Below are 18991 nucleotides of genomic sequence, written 5' to 3'. Positions count from 1 at the left end.
TGTTAGCTTGCTCCTTTCGTAGTATTCTTTCCTTTGCTGCTCGGCAAACATTTTTAAAAGTAAATCACTATGAAACGAATTATTATCTGCTCTTGGCTTATAATGGCCTTGCATGTAATTGCCTTTGGGCAAAACATGAATCGAGTAAAGCAATATGTCAACGACTTAAGTTCACCTGAATTTTATGGGAGAGGATACACTAATAAAGGCGATAGTTTAGCAGCTGATTACATTGCTGTTAAGCTGAAGGAAATTGGTATCAAGCCTATAGGAAACTCCTATTACCAGCATTTTAACATGAGTATAAACAGCTACGTTGGCAAGCCTAATTTAACAATTAATGGACAAAGCTTACAAAATGGGATTGATTGGGTGGCCTACCCTACATCACCAAGTTTACAAGGCACTTTCCCTGTAAAATGGATAACAAAACAAATATTAACGAGCAGACGACAACTAAATCAACTACTTGCTTCAGATCTGAAGAATTCTTTTATCTGTTTCGATTCAACGGTTATTAACAACAGTGATTTGTATTATTTTGCACGTAACACATTCACCTCGTCTCCCCTCATGGTAAAAGGCATTATTGATCGGGTAGATTCGCCCAAATACTCCGCTCGTCGCTATGTTAATGATTATGGTACCTTTCGTGTGCGGAAAGAATTAATGACCAAAGCAGTTACTTCAATAGATATTGACTTGGTAAATAAGTTCACCACCAATTATCAAACACAAAACATAACGGGTTTAATTGAGGGGAAAACTGACACTTGCATTACATTAATTGGTCATTACGATCATATGGGTATGTTTGGCGAAGCAATGTATGCGGGTGCCAACGATAATGCTAGTGGTGTTGCTATACTGCTTGAGCTAGCCACTTATTTTAAAAAACATAAACCATACTACAGTATACAATTCATATTTTTTGGTGCAGAAGAAGCCAGTTTTTATGGTTCGGAATACTATGTGAACAACCCTGTTTACCCCTTAGATAAAACCAAACTGGTAATCAATTTCGACATGGTGGCCTCGGGTACAGATTGGACAGAACTCATACATGCAGAATTATATCCAGACATAAAAAAGCAGTTTTTATCCATCAACAAACAAAACAATTACATTCAACATCTTAAACCAACCGGCTACGAAGCTACTTCTGACCATTACCATTTTCACGACAAAGGCATTCCATCCTTATTCTTTTGGACAGCAGGTGGTAACGAATACTATCATGAACCATTGGATACCCCAGAAAAATTAGAATATCCTGTATTCGAAGGCATCTATCAATTAGTAATTGATTTTATAGAAGAATATCAATTGTAAAAACACTTGTTAGGCGTCCAAAGAGCAATTAAAATATAAAGAACAGAATCTTCATTTATACGAATGATAAAAAACAATCTGACCAATATGTACCTCAACATCATTCGATAATTACTATTGCTCTTTGGATACCTCATTCTGTTGTTAAAAGGGGTTTATCACTGCTACTTCAAAAATTAAGTTTAAAGCTTAAAAAAAGTTATTCCAACACAGCATTACTACCGTAAAGTCCAAAACTAAATAAACAGAGTGATTTATAGCAATAGGCAAATTTCATTATATTGCGCTGGTAAATCATGGATAATTTCTCACTACAATCGGATCGTTTGCTCATTGAGCAGATATTAGATGATAGTCAGTATGCTTTCAATCAACTATTTGAAAAGTATTACGATTATGCATTTGATGTAACAAGCTTGTACTGCAATTATTCCGATGCTGAAGAAGTTATAAGTGATGTTTTTGCCAAAATTTGGAATAAGAGGCAGCAATTAGAAGAAATTAGTAATTTCAAAAGTTACCTTTTTATATCGCTAAAAAACCAATGCCTTAACTACCTCCGCAAAAAGAAAGTTAACACGGTTGAAATTGAAAATGCCTTTGAGTTCTTAGCACCTAACGAAATTGATCCACAACATAGTTTAGAGATAGATGAATTAACCGAAAAAGTAGAAGCCGTTATAGACGGCCTACCGCCTAAATGTAAAGAAGCATTTAAGTTAGTGCGAGAAGAGGGTTTAAAATATAAGGATGCAGCTAAGCGTTTATCCATATCAGAAAACACATTGGATGTTCACCTAAAAAAAGCTACCAAGCGTATTTTAGAGGTTATAAAAAACTATGGAATGAAAATTATAATCATTTTTTTACACCTGTAAATCACTGTCCTCAAGTATAGTTATAAAATAATTACAAAAAAAACACTTTTAGAGTAACGGAAAAGTAAAAGATACGAGTCTTTAAGAATAGCAATAAGAAAATGACACAACTTAGAACAGACATAGAGCATTTAATCAACCGTAAATTAAGCGGCGAAATTTCAGCAGATGAAACACAAGAACTGTTTCGTTGGATAGCTGAGAAAGATGATAATGCCCTTTTGTATCAAAAAGCAATGAACAACCTGGGAAGGCAACAAAAGCAACTCAGGAAAAGTGCTATTTGGAATAAAATTCAGAAGAAATCTGTTCGTCATCAACAAAGTAACAATAACATCTTCAGCCTAAGCCGAATGATTAAGGTGGCTGCTATTTTGGCTCTAATTGCACTTATTCCGCTTGCACTAGGCAAGTATGGAGAAGATGAACAAGGCTATGGCTTTACCCATAAAGTAGTGGGTAGTGAATTGGTAAGCTCGTTTTATCTACCCGATGGAACAAAGGTTTTTCTTTCAAGAGGCAGTGAATTAAGCTATAATGATGGCTATAACCAATCGAATCGAGAATTAGTACTGAAAGGTAAAGCCTACATTGAAATAGATCCTACTGCGGCTCACCTACCTGTTATTGTTAATTCAGGAAAAAGATGTGCCATTGCTCGCAATGGAAAATTAGTCATCGATAGTGAATCAAACCACTTGGATGTAGCTGTTGAAGAAGGCGAAGTAACTGTAGTAGATACAGTATACAAAAAGGTTATTATTCCTATGTTCAAGCTTCAGCCAGCTAAAAAGATAGGCAGTAAAGAAGTGGCTTTATTCGAGAGCACAAAAGTAAAGCAAGGTCAGCGTGTTACCTATTCAAACAAAGATGAAATGGCAAAAACAAGCGTTGGCAATTATTGCGATGTATTTAGTTGGAAAGATAAAATATTCTGCTTTAATAATTTAAAGCAACACGAACTAGCATTTAAAATTGCTGAATGGTACGACAAAAGAGTGGAGTTCAAGGGCGAATTAAACCCTTATCAAAACTACTCTGGAAGCTACAACGATCCATCTGTTCAAGATTTATTAAACACAATCTTTGATTCAGAAGTACTAGAAGTCAAAATAACTAAACGGAAAATAACAGTAGTCTTTTCATAAGACAAAGCTAACTATTGAATTTACAAACCACTGGCGAGCCACACGGCCGGTAGCGAAGCTAGTAGATAAATCATTAACCAAGTTAATGTTATTGGGATAAATGTATCCGCTTCAAAATGAAAAATTCGTTATTAATTTAAAATAGACAGTAGTCTGTAAAAGCCCTTAATCAATTACAAACTACCGTCTTCAACTACAAAAATTAAATTGTATGAAAACAAATCTATTAAAATTTGTAATGGGATTACTATTGCCTGTTACTTTAGTTTTTACTTCTTGTGAAGATGATGCACCAAAGTCGTCATTAACTGGATTAACAGCATTCAGTTTTATGGCTGATGATGCCATACCTGGTTTAGAGAATATTAATTTTGAGGTAAACCAAACCAATTACACAATTACCAATACCGATGAATTACCATATATGGCTGATGTATCTGCTCTGGTTGCAGAATTTGATGCCATTGATAAAACAGTAGTAACTGTAGGTATGACCGAGCAAGAAAGCGGAGTAACTGAAAACGACTTTAGCTCGCCTGTTAACTATGTTGTAACCGCTGAAGATGGGGTTACAATTCTAACATACCAAGTTACAGTTAATGTATCGCAAGTAAACCCTGAAGGTGTTAGTTGGGTAAAAGAAAATCCAGCAATCACAGACATGGGTTATAACGCCATGCAAGCTGTAAACTATAAAGGTAAGCACTTGGCCGTATTCAGTAACGGTGGTTTTTCAAGCTCTACTAAGTTATTTAAATCAGATGATGGAAAAACATGGACTGAAGTGACTTTAGATACGAATTTCCCAGGTGCAGCTGCCGGTGCTTATTACACTATGACTGTTCATAATGAGAAATTATACATTACAGGTTATGCGGCTCTTGCAAGCGGTTGGGCTCCTGAGGATCTTGCTGAAGTATGGGAAAGTACCGATGGCGAAACGTTCACTAAGCTAGATAATGCTTACGAAACACCTGCCGTAACATTTGCGAGCTACTCGTTCAATAATGCTCTATGGGCTGTTGGTGGCCAAACAACTTTCTATGGTTCTATTTCAGGCGCTAAAGGTTTAGATTCAGATTTCTTTGGCCCGCAATCTCTTTCTAACAAAATCAGAAGCACATCAGATTTAACTACTTGGACTGAAACAGACCTACCTGAAGAAGCTCCTCGTCGTAATTCAGCCAACATCGTTCACGATGGTAAACTTTATATGATTGGTGGACAAATTCAAGGTGGTTTCTTATCTGGTGATGTTTGGAGTAGCACCGATGGAACAACATGGACACAAAATACACCAACAGGTTTGACCCCTCGTATGGGAGCAGCAGCTATTTCTTACGACGGACAAATATGGTTATTCGGTGGTCAAACAGAATTAGGTGTTTGTGTTAATGATGTATTAGTATCAACTGATGGTATTAACTGGACAGCTCCTGATGAAGATGCTATGTTACCTGCAGAGTTTACTGGTCGTGCTGGACACTCGGCATACATCGATGCTGATAACAAGGTTTGGATTGTTGGTGGCTATACAGCTGTTAAAACAAGCACTACTGACCCTGATTCAGGAGAAGTAAGCTACAGTGAAGAGATTACAACTACCACAGAAGTATGGAGTGGTAAATTAAACAAACTATAAATTGCAAAAACCACTGCCGTTTTAACCTTTCGGCGGTGGTTTCCTTTACTTTATGAATCTTTTTTCATAACTCAATCTAGTTTATAATCTACTACCGGCAATTTGTCAGGTAATAAATCTACTGCCATGCATAAAGCGTTATACATTATTGGCTTATGGCTTTTAACCACTATTAACCTAACTGCACAAGAAACTGTTAAGGCAACAACCCTGCAGCCTGCAACTGTAAAAGGTGTAGTAATTGACTCCGAAACAGGACTCCCAATTCCAGGCGCCAATGTGTACATCAAAGAAACCATGCGAGGCGATGTCTCCAACATGGAAGGGGAATTTCATATACTACAAATACAAGAAGGACAAACCATTTGCATCTCCTGCATTGGTTGTAAAGATCAGTACATCCTATTCGAAGGACAAGAATATATAAAAGCAGAATTAATTGAAGATGTTGTTGCGCTTGGTGAAGTAGTAACAGTAGGCTATGGTGTTCAGGAACGTCGTGACCTCACAGGTGCAGTTTCTAAAATTACTTCAGAAGAAATCTCAGGCATCGCTCCTAGCTTCGACAATGCGCTAGTAGGCAAGGTAGCAGGTGTCAATGTCAACCTAAGTAGCGGTGCTCCTGGTAGTGCTACATCCATAACTATACGTGGTTTATCATCGCTTAATGCCGATAGTAACCCCTTATTTGTAATTGATGGTGTTCCCGTTTACGGAACAGGAAAAGGGGTTAATAACCACGACTTTGGCAATGGCAGTGTAGCTGGCGGAACAATAGGAGGCAACGCTGTGTCAAATGGATACTCACAACAACCCGAGTTTGAACGTAATCCACTTGCGGCCTTAAATCCCGATGACATTGAGTCTATTGAAATATTAAAAGATGCCTTTTCAACAGCAATCTATGGCTCAAGAGGTGCCGCTGGTGTTATTTTAGTTACAACTAAAAAAGGAAAAAAAGGTAAGCCTCAAATCAACATCGGCCATTCAGTAGAAATAAGTCAACCAATGGGAACACCCGACTTATTAAATGCCAACGAATTTAGTGATATATACACACGATTTAACCGTTCACAGGGCGACTCTGATGTTTTCCCAACCACTCATAACACCGATTGGTTAGATCAGGTTATACAAACAGGTGTTGTGCAAGAAACAAGGGCTTCTGTTTCTGGCGGAACAGATAATACATCGTATTACATCAGTTACAATCGCTACGACCAACAAGGTTATATTATTAATCAAGATTTTCTTCGTAATAGCATACGTACTAATTTTGATTTTAGCCCAGCTGAATGGATTAATTTTGGCACCAATTCATCCTTTGCAATTGTTGACAATGCGGCTCTAAACAGTCAAAGCGTTTATCGCGATGCTATAATGATGTCACCTAACTTACCAATTTACAACTCTGATGGATCGTATTTCTTTCATACACCTAGAGGAAGTAATTTTGAAAACAACATCAATACAATATCAGGCCATTTAGGCAATCCGGTGGCAACTGCCAACGAAGATAATAATGTAAAAGACACACGTGTTATCTCTAATTTTTATGCCGAGTTAAAACCTCTTCCTTGGATGCGTTTTAAATCAGAAATTGGACTTGACATCTACAATACGAAATCGTACAACAGAAATATTGCAACACCTCAAAACCCAGGAGGAACAGGTACTTCATCATCCAATCAAAACTTAAAATACGTTGTTAACAACGTTCTAACACTGCGCAAGCACACCGACGATCATTTGTTAAATGCCATTATTGGTCAGAGCTTTGAAACATCGGAAGAAAGCAGAATGCGCGTGACGGGTACCGGGTTTTTTGATGATAATGAGAAAAGTATTCAATCGGCAACCGACAAACGTGTCTTAGATGCAATTACACAGGAGTGGGCGGTTGTTTCGTATTTCACACGATTAAACTACCGCTATAAAAACAGGTATTTAGCAGGATTCACCTACCGTATTGATGGCTCTTCTCGCTTTAGTAAAAACGAACGTTACAGAGGATTCCCATCCTTATCGGCGGGTTGGATACTAACCGAAGAAAGGTTTATGGACAACTCACAAAGTTGGCTGAACGAGTTTAAGATTAGAACCAGCTACGGTTTAACAGGTTTAGATGGTTCTTTTGGCGGTTACTATGGTAATCAAGGACAGTGGACTCGCGACAACCGAACGGTTAATGGAGGTACCCTCATGTACAATGGCGTACCCTTGTTATTTAACTCACAATCGGTTAACCCTAACCTAGAATGGGAAACAACCACATCATTCGATTTAGGTTTTGATGCCTCCTTATTTAATGGCAAGCTAGACATTACGTTCGATTACTTTTACAAACGTACCAATAACTTATTAGCCAACGACCTGGTGCCACTTTATATGGGATGGAGTTCGCAGCAACAAAATGTTGGCGATATGAAAAATGAAGGACTGGAGCTATTGGTTAATGGAACCATTTACCAGAATAGAGATTGGTTGTGGACAGGTTCGTTTAACATCTCGCGCATCAAAGATAAATTACTACGCTTAAACGAAGCGGGCTACCAAATGGCAGAAAGCCAGGGCTTGGAACGCAAAGTTTTTGTTGTTGGCGAAAGTCTAAACCAGTTTTACATGTACGACTGGGTCGGTGTAGATCCGCTCACAGGTAATCCAATGTGGCGTTATGACGATGGCTCAATCAGCGATGTGCCTCCTCAGGCTGTATTCGACGAAGATAATCCATTGGCCAACAGAGTTTCATCAGGCAGTAGCATGCCAGATTTCTACGGTGGATTTAGCAATAATATCCGTTATAAGAATTGGGAACTAAACTTTGCTTTCTCTTATTCGGTGGGCCAGAAGTTATACAATGGTACACAAGCTACCTTAATGACTTATACACTAACAGATGCTAATAATTTATCAAGTGACATGCTTGATTACTGGAAAATACCAGGCCATCAAACAGATGTTCCTAAGCTTGATAATGCCACCACTGTATACCGCAACCCTCAATGGCCAGGTAGCGGTTTAAATGGCTACGATGTAAGTCGATTGAACAACCGTTTTTTGGAAGATGCATCCTACCTACGCTTACGTAACATTACCCTAGGTTATTCTTTCAAAAACGATTGGGTAAGAAAACTATACATGGAGCGCATAAGAGTTTATGTACAGGGCTCCAACCTATTAACATTTACAGGTTATACCGGCATAGACCCCGAAGTGAGTGCCTATGGCTCAAGTGCTATACTTAGTGGTTATGATGAAATAACCATGCCTCAAGCGAAATCGGTGAAATTTGGTATCGATATAAGTTTTTAAGGACTGCGTAATACATTGTGATGAAAGTAAAAAACAAACACATGAAGACAAGATATTATATACTAGGCCTGTTAAGCATAGCTACAATTTTTTCAGCATGCGATAAACAATTGGACTTAGCTCCTGAAGATACCATTGTTGAGGACAAGGTATTTGAAAAGTTTTCAAGCACTGAATCGGCAGTGGCAGGAACGTATCATATGCTTTTTAGCGCTGCAACAAAAGACTATAACATGGCCGAAGCAACAGCTCCTACCTGTGAATATAGTTCAGGTGCAGCACGTACCTTCGATGAAATAAATAACGGTACAGTATTGCCTGAAAACACATTACTTCAAGGCATATACGAGTCGTATTATGCAGCTCTTGTTCAAGCCAATCTATTGTTATATAAGATACCTGAATTAGGTCAATACAACGAAGCAGCAATGAACCAACACATGGCCGAAGCTCGCTTTATACGTGCTTATGCCTATCTACGGTTGTTAGGATGGTATGGCGATGGGGCTTTATTAGACCAACCACAAAAAGACGGTGTCGTATTGTATCTGGAGCATTACAATGGCTTTGACCGCGATACTGATATTCGTCCAAGAAATAGCAATGAAGAGGTGTATGCACAAATCATATTGGATTTGGAAGAAGCAATTAAAGCTCTGCCCGAGCCAGGAGAACAAATCGAGCTTGAAACACGTGTAAGTCGTGCCAATACGGCTACCTGCGAGGCGCTTCTATCTCGTGTTTACATGTTTAACCGAGATTACACACAAGCATTAGAATGGGCTGATAAAGTATTAGCACGTACTGAGTATTACTTGGCTGATGACTTACGAAAAGTGTTCCCTCTTAATCCTAGCGACATGCCAATGAGCTTTTCAAGTGAGCATATCTTTGGATTCCCAGTAAGTACAAATGGTGGTAACTGGCAATTTGGTGGCAACAATATTTACTACAACTTTAATAATTACTGGTATAGCAATGCGCTTATTAGCAGTTTCTCCGACACCGATGTTCGTAAAACAGAACTGATGAGAGAAGAAGTATATCAAGGCGAAGTAGTTTATATCACCGATAAATATCCTAACACTAACGGGCGTGATAACATGACCATGATGCGTTTGACAGAAGTTGTACTATCTAAAGCTGAAGCTATGGCCCGTACATCAGCAAGCGTAACACAAGAAATGGTTGATTTGCTTAATGACATTCACCTACGTGCGAATCCAACAGAAATGGCATTTACACCTGGTGATTTCACATCAACGGAAGTCTTTATTGAGCGAGTTTTATTGGAAAGAAGTAAAGAGTTAGCCTTTGAAGGTTTCTCACGCTTTGATCAACTACGAACCGACAGGCCTTTATACAATCCGGAACTGCCTGATAGCAAAAAGGTATTTCCAATTCCTTTACGCGAGATACAAATCAGCAATGGTGTAGTAAAGCAAAACGAAGGATATACTAATTAATCGACAATCAACTTACATACATAAATTATGAACCGTAATAATTTTAAACAGGTATTGCTACTGATGGCTATGGCCTTTTTGCTAACATTTACTACAGAAGCACAAATGCAACCAGCTAAACGCATTGCCCCTAAAGTAATTAAAGGAGTAAGCCTAAATGCAACAAATGATCAGGTGTGGGATTTTGTGTCTCAACCTAAAGCATTTTACGAAGCGATTGAAGAAGTTCAAAACCTTAGCTGTCCGAACATAAGCGATGGAGCTAAGCTAAGCTTTACTCTTCCAGCGGATAAAAATAGAAAACAAGAAGTAAGCTATTTTAATAAGCAAGAACAAGCAATTACCTATTACATTACAAAATCAGATTACTACCATCAGCCATGGGTATTCCAACTATTAGTAGGCAAAGATGGTGATAGTGCTTACGTTCAGTTTCAAGGCATTTTTAGCATTGATGATAAAAAGCTTGAGAAAAAAATGATTGCCTTGGTGGAAAGCGAATGGCTATTATTGAAAAAGGCGCTAGAAATAAAATTTAAATAATACCTGATAAACATAGACGAATGATGATAAGACTAACACTAACGATGATCGTTATAACTCTGTTGAGTGCATGTAGTACAAAGCAAAGTGACTCCATAACCCTATCGGGAAAAGTGAAATTTCCCGATGATAGATTTAAAATGTACATCACTCAGTACCGCGATGGTGAGAAGGTTGTAACAGATTCGTTTCAATTGGCCGAGGACGGTAGTTATCACTATGTAATGAATACATCACTACCCGGCGAGTACAATCTAGACTGTCAGAAATGGCAATCGGTACGTTTCTGGGCTGAGGATGAGAATCTGGAGATAGACTTTAGAGGTCAGGATACAGCCAAAATAAAAATTAAGAACCCGCCTTATGTATACATTAATGGTGGTGACAAAAACGAGGTGATGAACCACCTTAACTTCAACAATTATCGCTCATACCAAGTAATGATTGGTTTATCGCAAGGTGTTTATAAAGCTACCAAAGATATACCTGAGAAATACGGTGAGATAGCAGGTATGGTATATGGTGTTACTGGCGATGATGATGATGCCCGAACCCGTTTTTTAGCGAAGGAATATGCTGATAGAAACAGTGTTTTGGCGGTTGTTAATCGTTTACGCGATAAAACAGACAAAGAACTGATTGATGCAACCCTTGCGACTCTTAAAAAGACTAACCCGTCTTATCCTCCTTTAGTGAAGTACATTAAAGACAAAGAAGAAGCACGTGCTGCAGCCGAAAAAGTAAAATTGGGTAAGGTAGCCCCTCACTTCTCCTATCCTACTCCAGATGGCGAAATGGTGTCACCAGCCGATTACAAAGGAAAATTTGTGGTGATTGATTTTTGGGCATCATGGTGTGGCCCATGTCGTAACGAAATACCTCATTTAAAGGAAGTATATGAGAAATACCATCCGCAGGGAGTTGAAATATTAAGTGTATCCATTGATAAAAAAGAAGCCGACTGGCATAAAGCCTTGGGCGAAGAAAACATGGAATGGACACAGGTACTGGCTCCTAAAGCTGGTAAACAAACCATGAAAGACTATCAGTTTAGCGGCATTCCTTTTATCATCATACTTGATAAAGATGGTAAGATTGTTGCTAAACAATTGAGAGGTAAAAAGATTGATGAGAAGTTAGACGAATTACTAGCAAAATAATAGATAAAGACTTTGATAATGAAGAATGTATATTCCATTTTATTAGCATTAGCTTTAATGGTGGCCGTAACGCCTAAGCTTAAAGCAGAAGACACCGGCGAGGGCATACAGTTTACCCACGCCACATGGGCCGAGGTAATAGCCAAAGCAAAAAGCGAAAACAAAATAATTTTTGCCGATTGTTATACAACGTGGTGTGGTCCGTGTAAAATGCTTTCGAAACAAGTGTTTCCTCAAAAAGAGGTTGGCGATTATTTCAACGCCAATTTTGTAAATGTAAAAATTGATTGTGAAAAAGGCGAAGGCATCGATTTAAAAAACAAGTTTGGCGTTTCGGCTTTTCCAACCATGCTATTTATCGATCCTAGCAACGAAAAAGTATTACACCGTGTTGTAGGTTTTCGTCCGGCAGAAGAGCTGATTAAAGAAGCTAAAGGTGCACCTGCTGAAGCCAAGCGTGCCGAAGCATTAGCAGTAGCTTACAACAAAAATAAAAAGGACTTAAAAACCGTTGAGGATTACTTAAGTTACCTTGTGAAGGTAAGTGACCCTAAGGCCGAAGAAGTGGCTTTGCATTACCTAAAGATGGTGCCTAAAACAGACTGGCACAAGAAAGAGTATTTTTGGTTGATGGCGCGTTACGTAAAAGATCCTTTCAGTAAGGAAGCAGCCTACTTTTATAAGAATAAGGCCAAGTTCCTGGAGGCAAACGGATTTCAAGGCGAATATTTCGAGTCGGGCATGTACTACAGCTATGCAGGTAAACTTACCGAAGTAAGCACCAAGGATGAGTTTAATCAGAAGAAGTTTGATAAACTGATTAAGTTGATGGAGACGAATGAATTTGACCGCATCGACAACGTTAAAGACTATACTAACAGAGCTTTACTAATTAGTGTGGGCGACTATGCCGGTTACATGGATGTAGTTGAAGAGAAGTTTGCAAAAGGATTAGCGAGCAACCCTAAGTACTATGCCGAGTCGGGTTTTAACCTATTAAACCGTTTGCAAGACTGCGAAGACAAAGCCATTTATGAGCGTGCAGCAAAACTTTTGGATGATGCCGTTGAAACACAAATGAACGCGGAAGAGTTGGACATGTTTAGTCTATCAATTGCGTACCGCGATAGCTATGACTATTTGACCAAAGCCGGCATTACTGGCGAGCGTTTGGCGGTGGCTAAAGCCATGAACGATCTGTTTGTTAACATGGTGCCAAAGCATCGTAAGTTGCTTGATAAAACACATAAAGAAGCTCAAAAAGCCAAAGAAGAAGGCAATACAGGTGGGCGTGCAATCCCAGCTATGAAAATGGGTGGATATTAGAATTTATTTAACATTTGGTTTTATTGGCAAACGCTTTGGATATTGTATTCAAGGCGTTTGCTGTAAATAATAGATAATGAAAACACTTTTAAGCATACTATTAAGTCTGATCGTTATTACATCGTGGGCACAAGATAAACATGGTATCCAATTTACACATGGCAGTTGGAGCGAAGTAAAACAACTGGCTAAAGAACAGAACAAAGCCATTTTTATTGATTGCTACACCGAATGGTGTGGCCCATGTAAGATGTTATCAAAAGACATTTTTACCCAGGATAAAGTTGGACAATTGTTCAACAACAACTTCATTAACTATAAAGTAGATATGGAAAAGGGCGAAGGTCCAAAGCTTAAAGAGCAATTTAATGTGGCTGCATTCCCAACCCTTGTATGGGTCGATGGCGATGGCAATGAGTTACACAAATCGGTGGGTGCTCCTAAAGCTGAAGCGCTAATCAACATTGCTCAGCTAGTGATTGATGGCAAAGGCATGGTGGCTTTACAGCGTCAATACGAAGCTACACCTGATGATTACCAAACAATGCTCACCTATATTGAGACCTTGAGCAATGCCTATGAAAAGCAGAAAATACAAATCGTGCTAGCCGACTATTTCACTAATCAAAAGGGTAAAAAATTATTGAGTGAAACTAACTACCTCTTGATAAACAACTACCTCAACGATATATACTCACCCGCTTTTACCTGGTTCGATAAGCATCAAAACAGATTTAAAGATAGTTATACGCCCGGTGATGTAGACCAAAAGCTTTACCAAACATACCTTTCATACGGTCAATCGCTCATTAAAAAAAACAAAGTAGATTACCCAGGCTTTGAAAAATACAAGCAAACACTAAAAACAAGAAAAGTAGTAGGTAAAGAAAAAATGCTCGCTTATGTGCAAGAAAGCATCTATAGAAGTGAAAAAAACTGGGATGCTTATATCAAGCAGGTCAATAGGAACATGGAACTGGGCTATCACGATTCTGGCAACTCCTTTTTGTATTACAATTGGGCACGTTCAATAAGTGGTGATGAGGATTCTAAAAAAAGCCACCATCTGCAAGCAGCCCAATGGATGGAAAAAGCCTTTGAGGTAAGTCAATGGCCTTTAGCCAACAACATTGTTTACCTCGATGAAAAACTAAAAATATTAATAAATACGGATGCGGATACTGAAAACATTGAGAAGCTTAAAAAGCGCATCGCAAGGCTCAACGAAGAGATTAAGAAAAAATAAGGTGTTTTTAAATGCCGCTTTGGTATACCTTTAAAAAGGTGCTAAAAAAATACTTGAATGCTCTTTGAGCGAAGTTGAAATGATAAGAATTGCTATTCATTCTTCATCTTGACTTTGCTCGATGAGCATTTATTGCATTGCGCATTAAAGTTCAAGCATACTGTGTTTACATATACCCGTCTTGATTCTACACTAGTCTGCGGCACATTGCTTGTCGTTTTTAGAATTCAATCCAATTTTAAATTATATAAACTATCAGCGATAGAAGTGATCACATCCAATTACGGACAACCACATTTTTGAAAGATTCCATTTTCTTTGTTCTCTCTATATTTTAACAGGCGTTCTTTCCTAAGTGCTTTCAAGTCATCGCGATTAAAAATAATATCCATACCATCCGTCGGTTTGGTAACGCAAGCATACAGCTGCTCATTATTTACCTCAATAACACAGGCATTACAGCAGCCATATTTGTGCTTATTCAAAAAACAAGGAGCGGGAATACCGATGCGAGCTTCCTTGGCTATTTCCACAATATTCTTGCTACTATCACTCACTACAATCTTTTTACCATCAATGGTAATATGCATTTCATTGGCTTTGCTACTATTGCCTGTTTGCTCTCCTGCCGTGTCACCAGAAGTATCGCAGCAGCCACTATTACAACCACAAGACGAAGAGCTTTGTAATTGAACGGATTTAAAATCAGTTGTAGCCATCGGCGTTAGAGGGTATTGTTTATTTTTCTTCATCGTGTTTACTTTAAAATTAACGGCTTAATAATTTCCATTCTTAGCTCCTTGGAGTGCTTTTCGTTCTTTCAAGAGATCAATTACCTTAAGATTACAAACGCCCGAAACATTATCACTTACATGCAACTTGCCGTTTAATTGAATAGGGTAAATATTAAGTTCCATGGGTTCAAACTTTTGCCAGAAACACTAATACTTTCTTTTCTTGCATATAGTTTAAACTTATCAAATTGTTTGAACTCTAATTAGAATTGCTATTCTAAATTGCTATGAAGACCTAGGCTTGTGTTGCGCCTGCGGCAAGACTATGCTTTATGAGCCATTTTTGGCAACAGTTTTTTATATTTATAGGTCAAACTAAAACACTTTTCATGAACGTTCAAAAATCGCATCAATACCATCTTGAAAAGAAGGTGTAATTGCAGCATACCCTCTCGTATCATCATAAGGATCTTGATTTTCTAAATAAGTCATTGCCATACTTTCAAAATCTAAATTCGAAACAATATTTGATGTACTAAACTCTATCTTTTCCAAAACGGATTCATTAAAACCCTCTAAACAATAATCTAAACTTTCATATGCTTCTGATTCAATACCTGTTGTGTTAATTTCAAAGTCAGAATAACCATCTGGATATTCAAAGTGATTGATATTACTACTAAAATCAATGTCTAATCCATCATTAGCAATAATATCTTCCAAGTAAAGTCCAATTTTATTTTCTACTAGGGAGAATATATGTGTATCTGTAATATTAAATTTTTCAATAAAATTTAATAGTTCTTTCAAAGAATCTTCATCTATGGTGTCTTCAATAAAATTCTTTAGAAAATCGTAATTCTTAACTTCTATTTGGGGTTCAAATTCTGTTAATATCATTAAGAGTTCGGATAATCTATTTCCCCTAGGATAATCAGTATTTAACAAAACTTCTATGAATTGTTCTATTCTCGTTTTTATGCTCTCATTGAAAATATTAATATAGGATAGCAATATTAAGAAATCCCAATTTTCCTCTGCCAATTTTTCTTCGAAAAAATAGTCAAATAAGTTTTCTTGAATCTTTTCTAAGCACTGTTTATTTACTTTATTAAAAACAGAAAGAGTGTTTAAATAACTTATGGAAGTTTGTGTTCCTAGCGATTTTAGAATATTTGAAATTAACTCACACTCTCCAGAATAAGAACTTAATATAAAATCTGCAATAGATGGATTAAAAAGGGTATACTCATAATTTGTTTTATCAGTCTGATTTCTATTTAATAATGATTTAGTAGCTAATTTCCTTATTGCTTCAAAGCTCTTGTCAGAGTAATCACCTAAATTTACACGATGAATTTTAAGAAACGTATTGTATGAATATCTAAGTTTTTCTTCTGATATCTTACCATTATTATAAACAGTGAGATACGTTAATGCTCTAACACAATCATCTGTTTGGTTTTGAAAATAATCAGCCCATATACTTTCAGGTTCTTCTAGATTTCTTTTTATGTAATCCCAATATTCAACTGGCGTAATATTCCCAACTCTAATATTGTCGGTAACGAATTCGATTATCCGTGGATTAAAATTGCGATGCTTTATTATGTCTTTATATCTTTTTTCTTGATATATTACGTCTATATATTCCTTATTCAAGTTGGAATGATATATATGATTATATAGGATATTTGCTTTATCCAAGTCTGTTAAATTTTCAACTCGAAGTAATAACTCATTATCACGAATATTTTTATTTTGAAATTTATGACTTAGACTGTAAGCCTTATTCAAGATATTCGTTCTTGATGTCAGAATAAATTTTTTAGATTTATCCTTACGAACTCTATTTATAAATTTAACAATATGTGAATCTCTTTTGTTATTAACAGCATCATACATATTACTGCCTAAAAAATCATCACAGTAAAATATTATTCTCTTTTTTTCTTTTTCTCTAAATATACTTTCAGCTTCGCTAAAATCCTCTTCAATGTCGCAAAACTCATACCCTCTAGCGGTATAATAAAGTGCTAAATTATCAGCAAGAGTTGTTTTGCCAATTCCTGGTTCACCAGTCATTATTACGACATTATTTTCTTCTAGTATCCTCAGTCCTTTATTGTGATTTTCTGTAACAGCATACATGTAAGAATTTTCTTCTATTTCATGTATTGTACTTTCACTTCGTCCCTTAATAGCATTATTATAAATTAAATCTAAGACAGAAGTACTCGTAATCCATAATTTAAGATTTTGCTCAACTATATCCTGATTTTCTTTTTTTAACAAAAAGTCAGTTAAATCTTCTTTACCAAAAATATCATCCTCTCTCACTATGTATGGATGAAATATCGCTCGTATTTCTTGTTTATTTAACCTTGATAGTTTCTGAGATGTAATAAATATATATTTGGCGGGCTCAAGCTTTTTAACCTTGGCTAATTCCTCTGATTTTAATTTTGATATTAGAATATTATATGGAGTCCCGATGTAGTGTTTGCATTGAATAATTCCTTCTTTTTTGGCGCCAATCCAGAATCTACCATCGACTCCACCATCTCTACCAGGTTTAAAGGTTTCAATTCTTTCATTTAATACTTTCCCAACAACTGATGCTCCCAATGCTTCAAACTCCCTATCATTAAGCTTCGAAAAGTCATACTCCATCTTAGTACTAGATTTTTATTTATAGTTAATTTGACCTAAAAACTGATTTTTGTATTGCTAAAAAATGGTACGTCATTAAATTGTTACCAACCCTTTTGCCCCCAATTTAATAGTCCATACATATCAATATCCACTATCTATTACCTACTAACTGCGGATCCCCTATAAAACTATCAATTATTGTTTAATAAACAAGTTCTGATTCTTATACATCTTTTATATCTTGTTCCTACATACTAATACACAACTAAACCTAACGCAATGCAATTTGAACAAGCCTTTAACGCCTGGAAGCCCGCCTTGGCTCAACTATCCAGCAATGAAGTAAAAACGCCATCCATACCAATTGATGAGATGTGTGCCGAGGCCGAAACCCTTTCTGTTGTTTGCCACAAAGACAAAACAGAACTATTGGCGGCAGGCCTAAACTGGCAATATGTCGATGATCTCAAAAGCTTAAGTCTGGCACTAAGGTTCTGTCAGGCACATTGGCTTAACGCTTCGGGTAGAACAAAAGAGGCAGCCAAGTGGCAAGAACTAAAAAAGGAGGCTTTTGAACTCAAAAAAGAACTGTTACGACATTTCAACTATGCCTTCTATCATCATCCCAGCATCAAGAAAAAGCTAATTACCATTGGTAGGCATCGTGATATTAACAACCTGATACTCGATTTGCTGCTCTTAGCTAACTTAGCCGATAATAATGCTGATGTACTTCAAAACATTAACTACAACACCGAGCAAACTACACAAGCCCGTACCTTGTCACGTCAGGTATCAGAGCAATATGCTTCTGCTAAGCTAAATAAAGGCGCTAAAGTGGAGAGTAAGCTCTGGCGCGACAGGGCCTACACCCTCCTATCCCATCGCATGAGTGAAGTCCGCACTTGTGGTCAATATATTTCACACAATAATGACAAGAAATACCAACAGTACGTATCAAACTACTACAGGAAGCTCAATGCAGTGGACAGGAGCATTAAATCACCGTGATCTATTGCTCCTGTTCGGGATTTGACCTTCCTGTTACCTACAATCATGCTCCTGTACAAGATCATAGCTTCCTGTTCAAAATCAATAGCCCCTATTGCACTTCGGCATACTCATAAGCTATTTTGCTTTGCCTATACACACAGAAGAGTCTTATAGAGTTTATTGCACAAAAAAAGGACTCTTAAGCCGTTGCCTAAAGTCCTTTTTACTAACCTAACCCAAATCTATGAAAAAAATCTGATAGGTTTACAGCAAGCCTTGTGCCAAAAAGCGCATGACTTAAGTTAGTGAAAGTTAAAAGATGAAAACAAATGTAGATATATACATTCTGACATATATGAATGATGTATAAAGCAAACTAGACTTTTATTGCTTAGGTAATATTTGCTCTCTATAAAACGTAAGCTATTTAAAAGAGAGGCCACAGTGCAATATGCAATTAAAGAATTTCTCAAAATCAATCACTTTATATGTGATTTAATTTCAATCAATTACACCCAACTCAAGCTTTCGTTTAATATGCTATTATTAACTA

At 37.1% G+C, this 18991-nt stretch carries 14 protein-coding genes; 11 read left to right on the top strand and 3 right to left on the bottom strand.

Annotation, left to right across the window (positions count from 1 at the left end):
* Positions 1-69: 69 nt before the first annotated feature.
* From FNN09_RS04295 to FNN09_RS04250, 10 genes are all read left to right on the top strand, one after another.
* Positions 70-1332 carry a M28 family metallopeptidase gene (locus FNN09_RS04295; protein WP_143300248.1) on the top strand — a complete coding sequence of 421 codons (1263 nt, stop codon included), beginning with the start codon at positions 70-72 and terminating at the stop codon, positions 1330-1332.
* Between the two features lie 296 nt (positions 1333-1628).
* On the top strand, positions 1629-2210 hold the full coding sequence (locus FNN09_RS04290; protein ID WP_143300247.1) for an RNA polymerase sigma factor: 582 nt from the start codon (positions 1629-1631) through the stop codon (positions 2208-2210).
* A gap of 101 nt (positions 2211-2311) precedes the next feature.
* Positions 2312-3358, top strand: coding sequence for a FecR family protein (locus tag FNN09_RS04285; protein ID WP_143300246.1), 1047 nt, complete (start codon positions 2312-2314; stop codon positions 3356-3358).
* 211 nt (positions 3359-3569) lie between these two features.
* Positions 3570-5000: a DUF6242 domain-containing protein gene (locus FNN09_RS04280; protein WP_143300245.1), complete on the top strand. Its 1431-nt coding sequence runs from the start codon at positions 3570-3572 to the stop codon at positions 4998-5000.
* Between the two features lie 126 nt (positions 5001-5126).
* Entirely contained in the window at positions 5127-8315 is a 3189-nt protein-coding gene (locus FNN09_RS04275) for a TonB-dependent receptor (RefSeq protein WP_143300244.1), read from the top strand.
* Between the two features lie 41 nt (positions 8316-8356).
* A complete protein-coding gene (locus tag FNN09_RS04270) occupies positions 8357-9781 on the top strand; it encodes a RagB/SusD family nutrient uptake outer membrane protein (protein WP_185968867.1) in 1425 nt (474 codons plus the stop codon).
* Positions 9782-9808: 27 nt separating this feature from the next.
* Positions 9809-10324, top strand: a complete 516-nt coding sequence (locus FNN09_RS04265; RefSeq protein ID WP_143300242.1) for a hypothetical protein — start codon at positions 9809-9811, stop codon at positions 10322-10324.
* A 20-nt stretch (positions 10325-10344) separates the two neighbouring features.
* Complete coding sequence (locus tag FNN09_RS04260) at positions 10345-11484, top strand: TlpA disulfide reductase family protein (RefSeq protein ID WP_143300241.1); 1140 nt, start codon at positions 10345-10347, stop codon at positions 11482-11484.
* An 18-nt stretch (positions 11485-11502) separates the two neighbouring features.
* On the top strand, positions 11503-12810 hold the full coding sequence (locus tag FNN09_RS04255; RefSeq protein ID WP_143300240.1) for a thioredoxin fold domain-containing protein: 1308 nt from the start codon (positions 11503-11505) through the stop codon (positions 12808-12810).
* A 76-nt stretch (positions 12811-12886) separates the two neighbouring features.
* Positions 12887-14056, top strand: coding sequence for a thioredoxin domain-containing protein (locus FNN09_RS04250; protein ID WP_143300239.1), 1170 nt, complete (start codon positions 12887-12889; stop codon positions 14054-14056).
* Between the two features lie 281 nt (positions 14057-14337).
* Here FNN09_RS04250 and FNN09_RS04245 read toward each other — a convergent pair whose 3' ends face one another.
* The 3 genes from FNN09_RS04245 to FNN09_RS04240 all read right to left on the bottom strand — a co-directional run bounded on the left by FNN09_RS04245 (position 14338) and on the right by FNN09_RS04240 (position 17463).
* The gene (locus FNN09_RS04245; protein ID WP_143300238.1) at positions 14338-14808 is read right to left on the bottom strand and encodes a 2Fe-2S iron-sulfur cluster-binding protein; all 471 of its coding nucleotides are present in this window, start codon (positions 14806-14808) and stop codon (positions 14338-14340) included.
* Positions 14809-14832: 24 nt separating this feature from the next.
* On the bottom strand, positions 14833-14973 hold the full coding sequence (locus tag FNN09_RS21090) for a hypothetical protein (RefSeq protein WP_185968866.1): 141 nt from the start codon (positions 14971-14973) through the stop codon (positions 14833-14835).
* 204 nt (positions 14974-15177) lie between these two features.
* Positions 15178-17463: a restriction endonuclease gene (locus FNN09_RS04240; RefSeq protein ID WP_143300237.1), complete on the bottom strand. Its 2286-nt coding sequence runs from the start codon at positions 17461-17463 to the stop codon at positions 15178-15180.
* A gap of 261 nt (positions 17464-17724) precedes the next feature.
* Between FNN09_RS04240 and FNN09_RS04235 the strand changes: the two genes are divergently transcribed.
* Positions 17725-18456, top strand: coding sequence for a hypothetical protein (locus FNN09_RS04235; RefSeq protein WP_143300236.1), 732 nt, complete (start codon positions 17725-17727; stop codon positions 18454-18456).
* Positions 18457-18991 lie beyond the last annotated feature (535 nt).

Origin of the sequence: Carboxylicivirga sp. M1479 (assembly GCF_007097485.1) — a bacterium.
In the GTDB taxonomy this organism is placed as follows: Bacteria; Bacteroidota; Bacteroidia; order Bacteroidales; family Marinilabiliaceae; genus Carboxylicivirga.
This window is presented reverse-complemented; position numbering and strand designations above follow the sequence as displayed.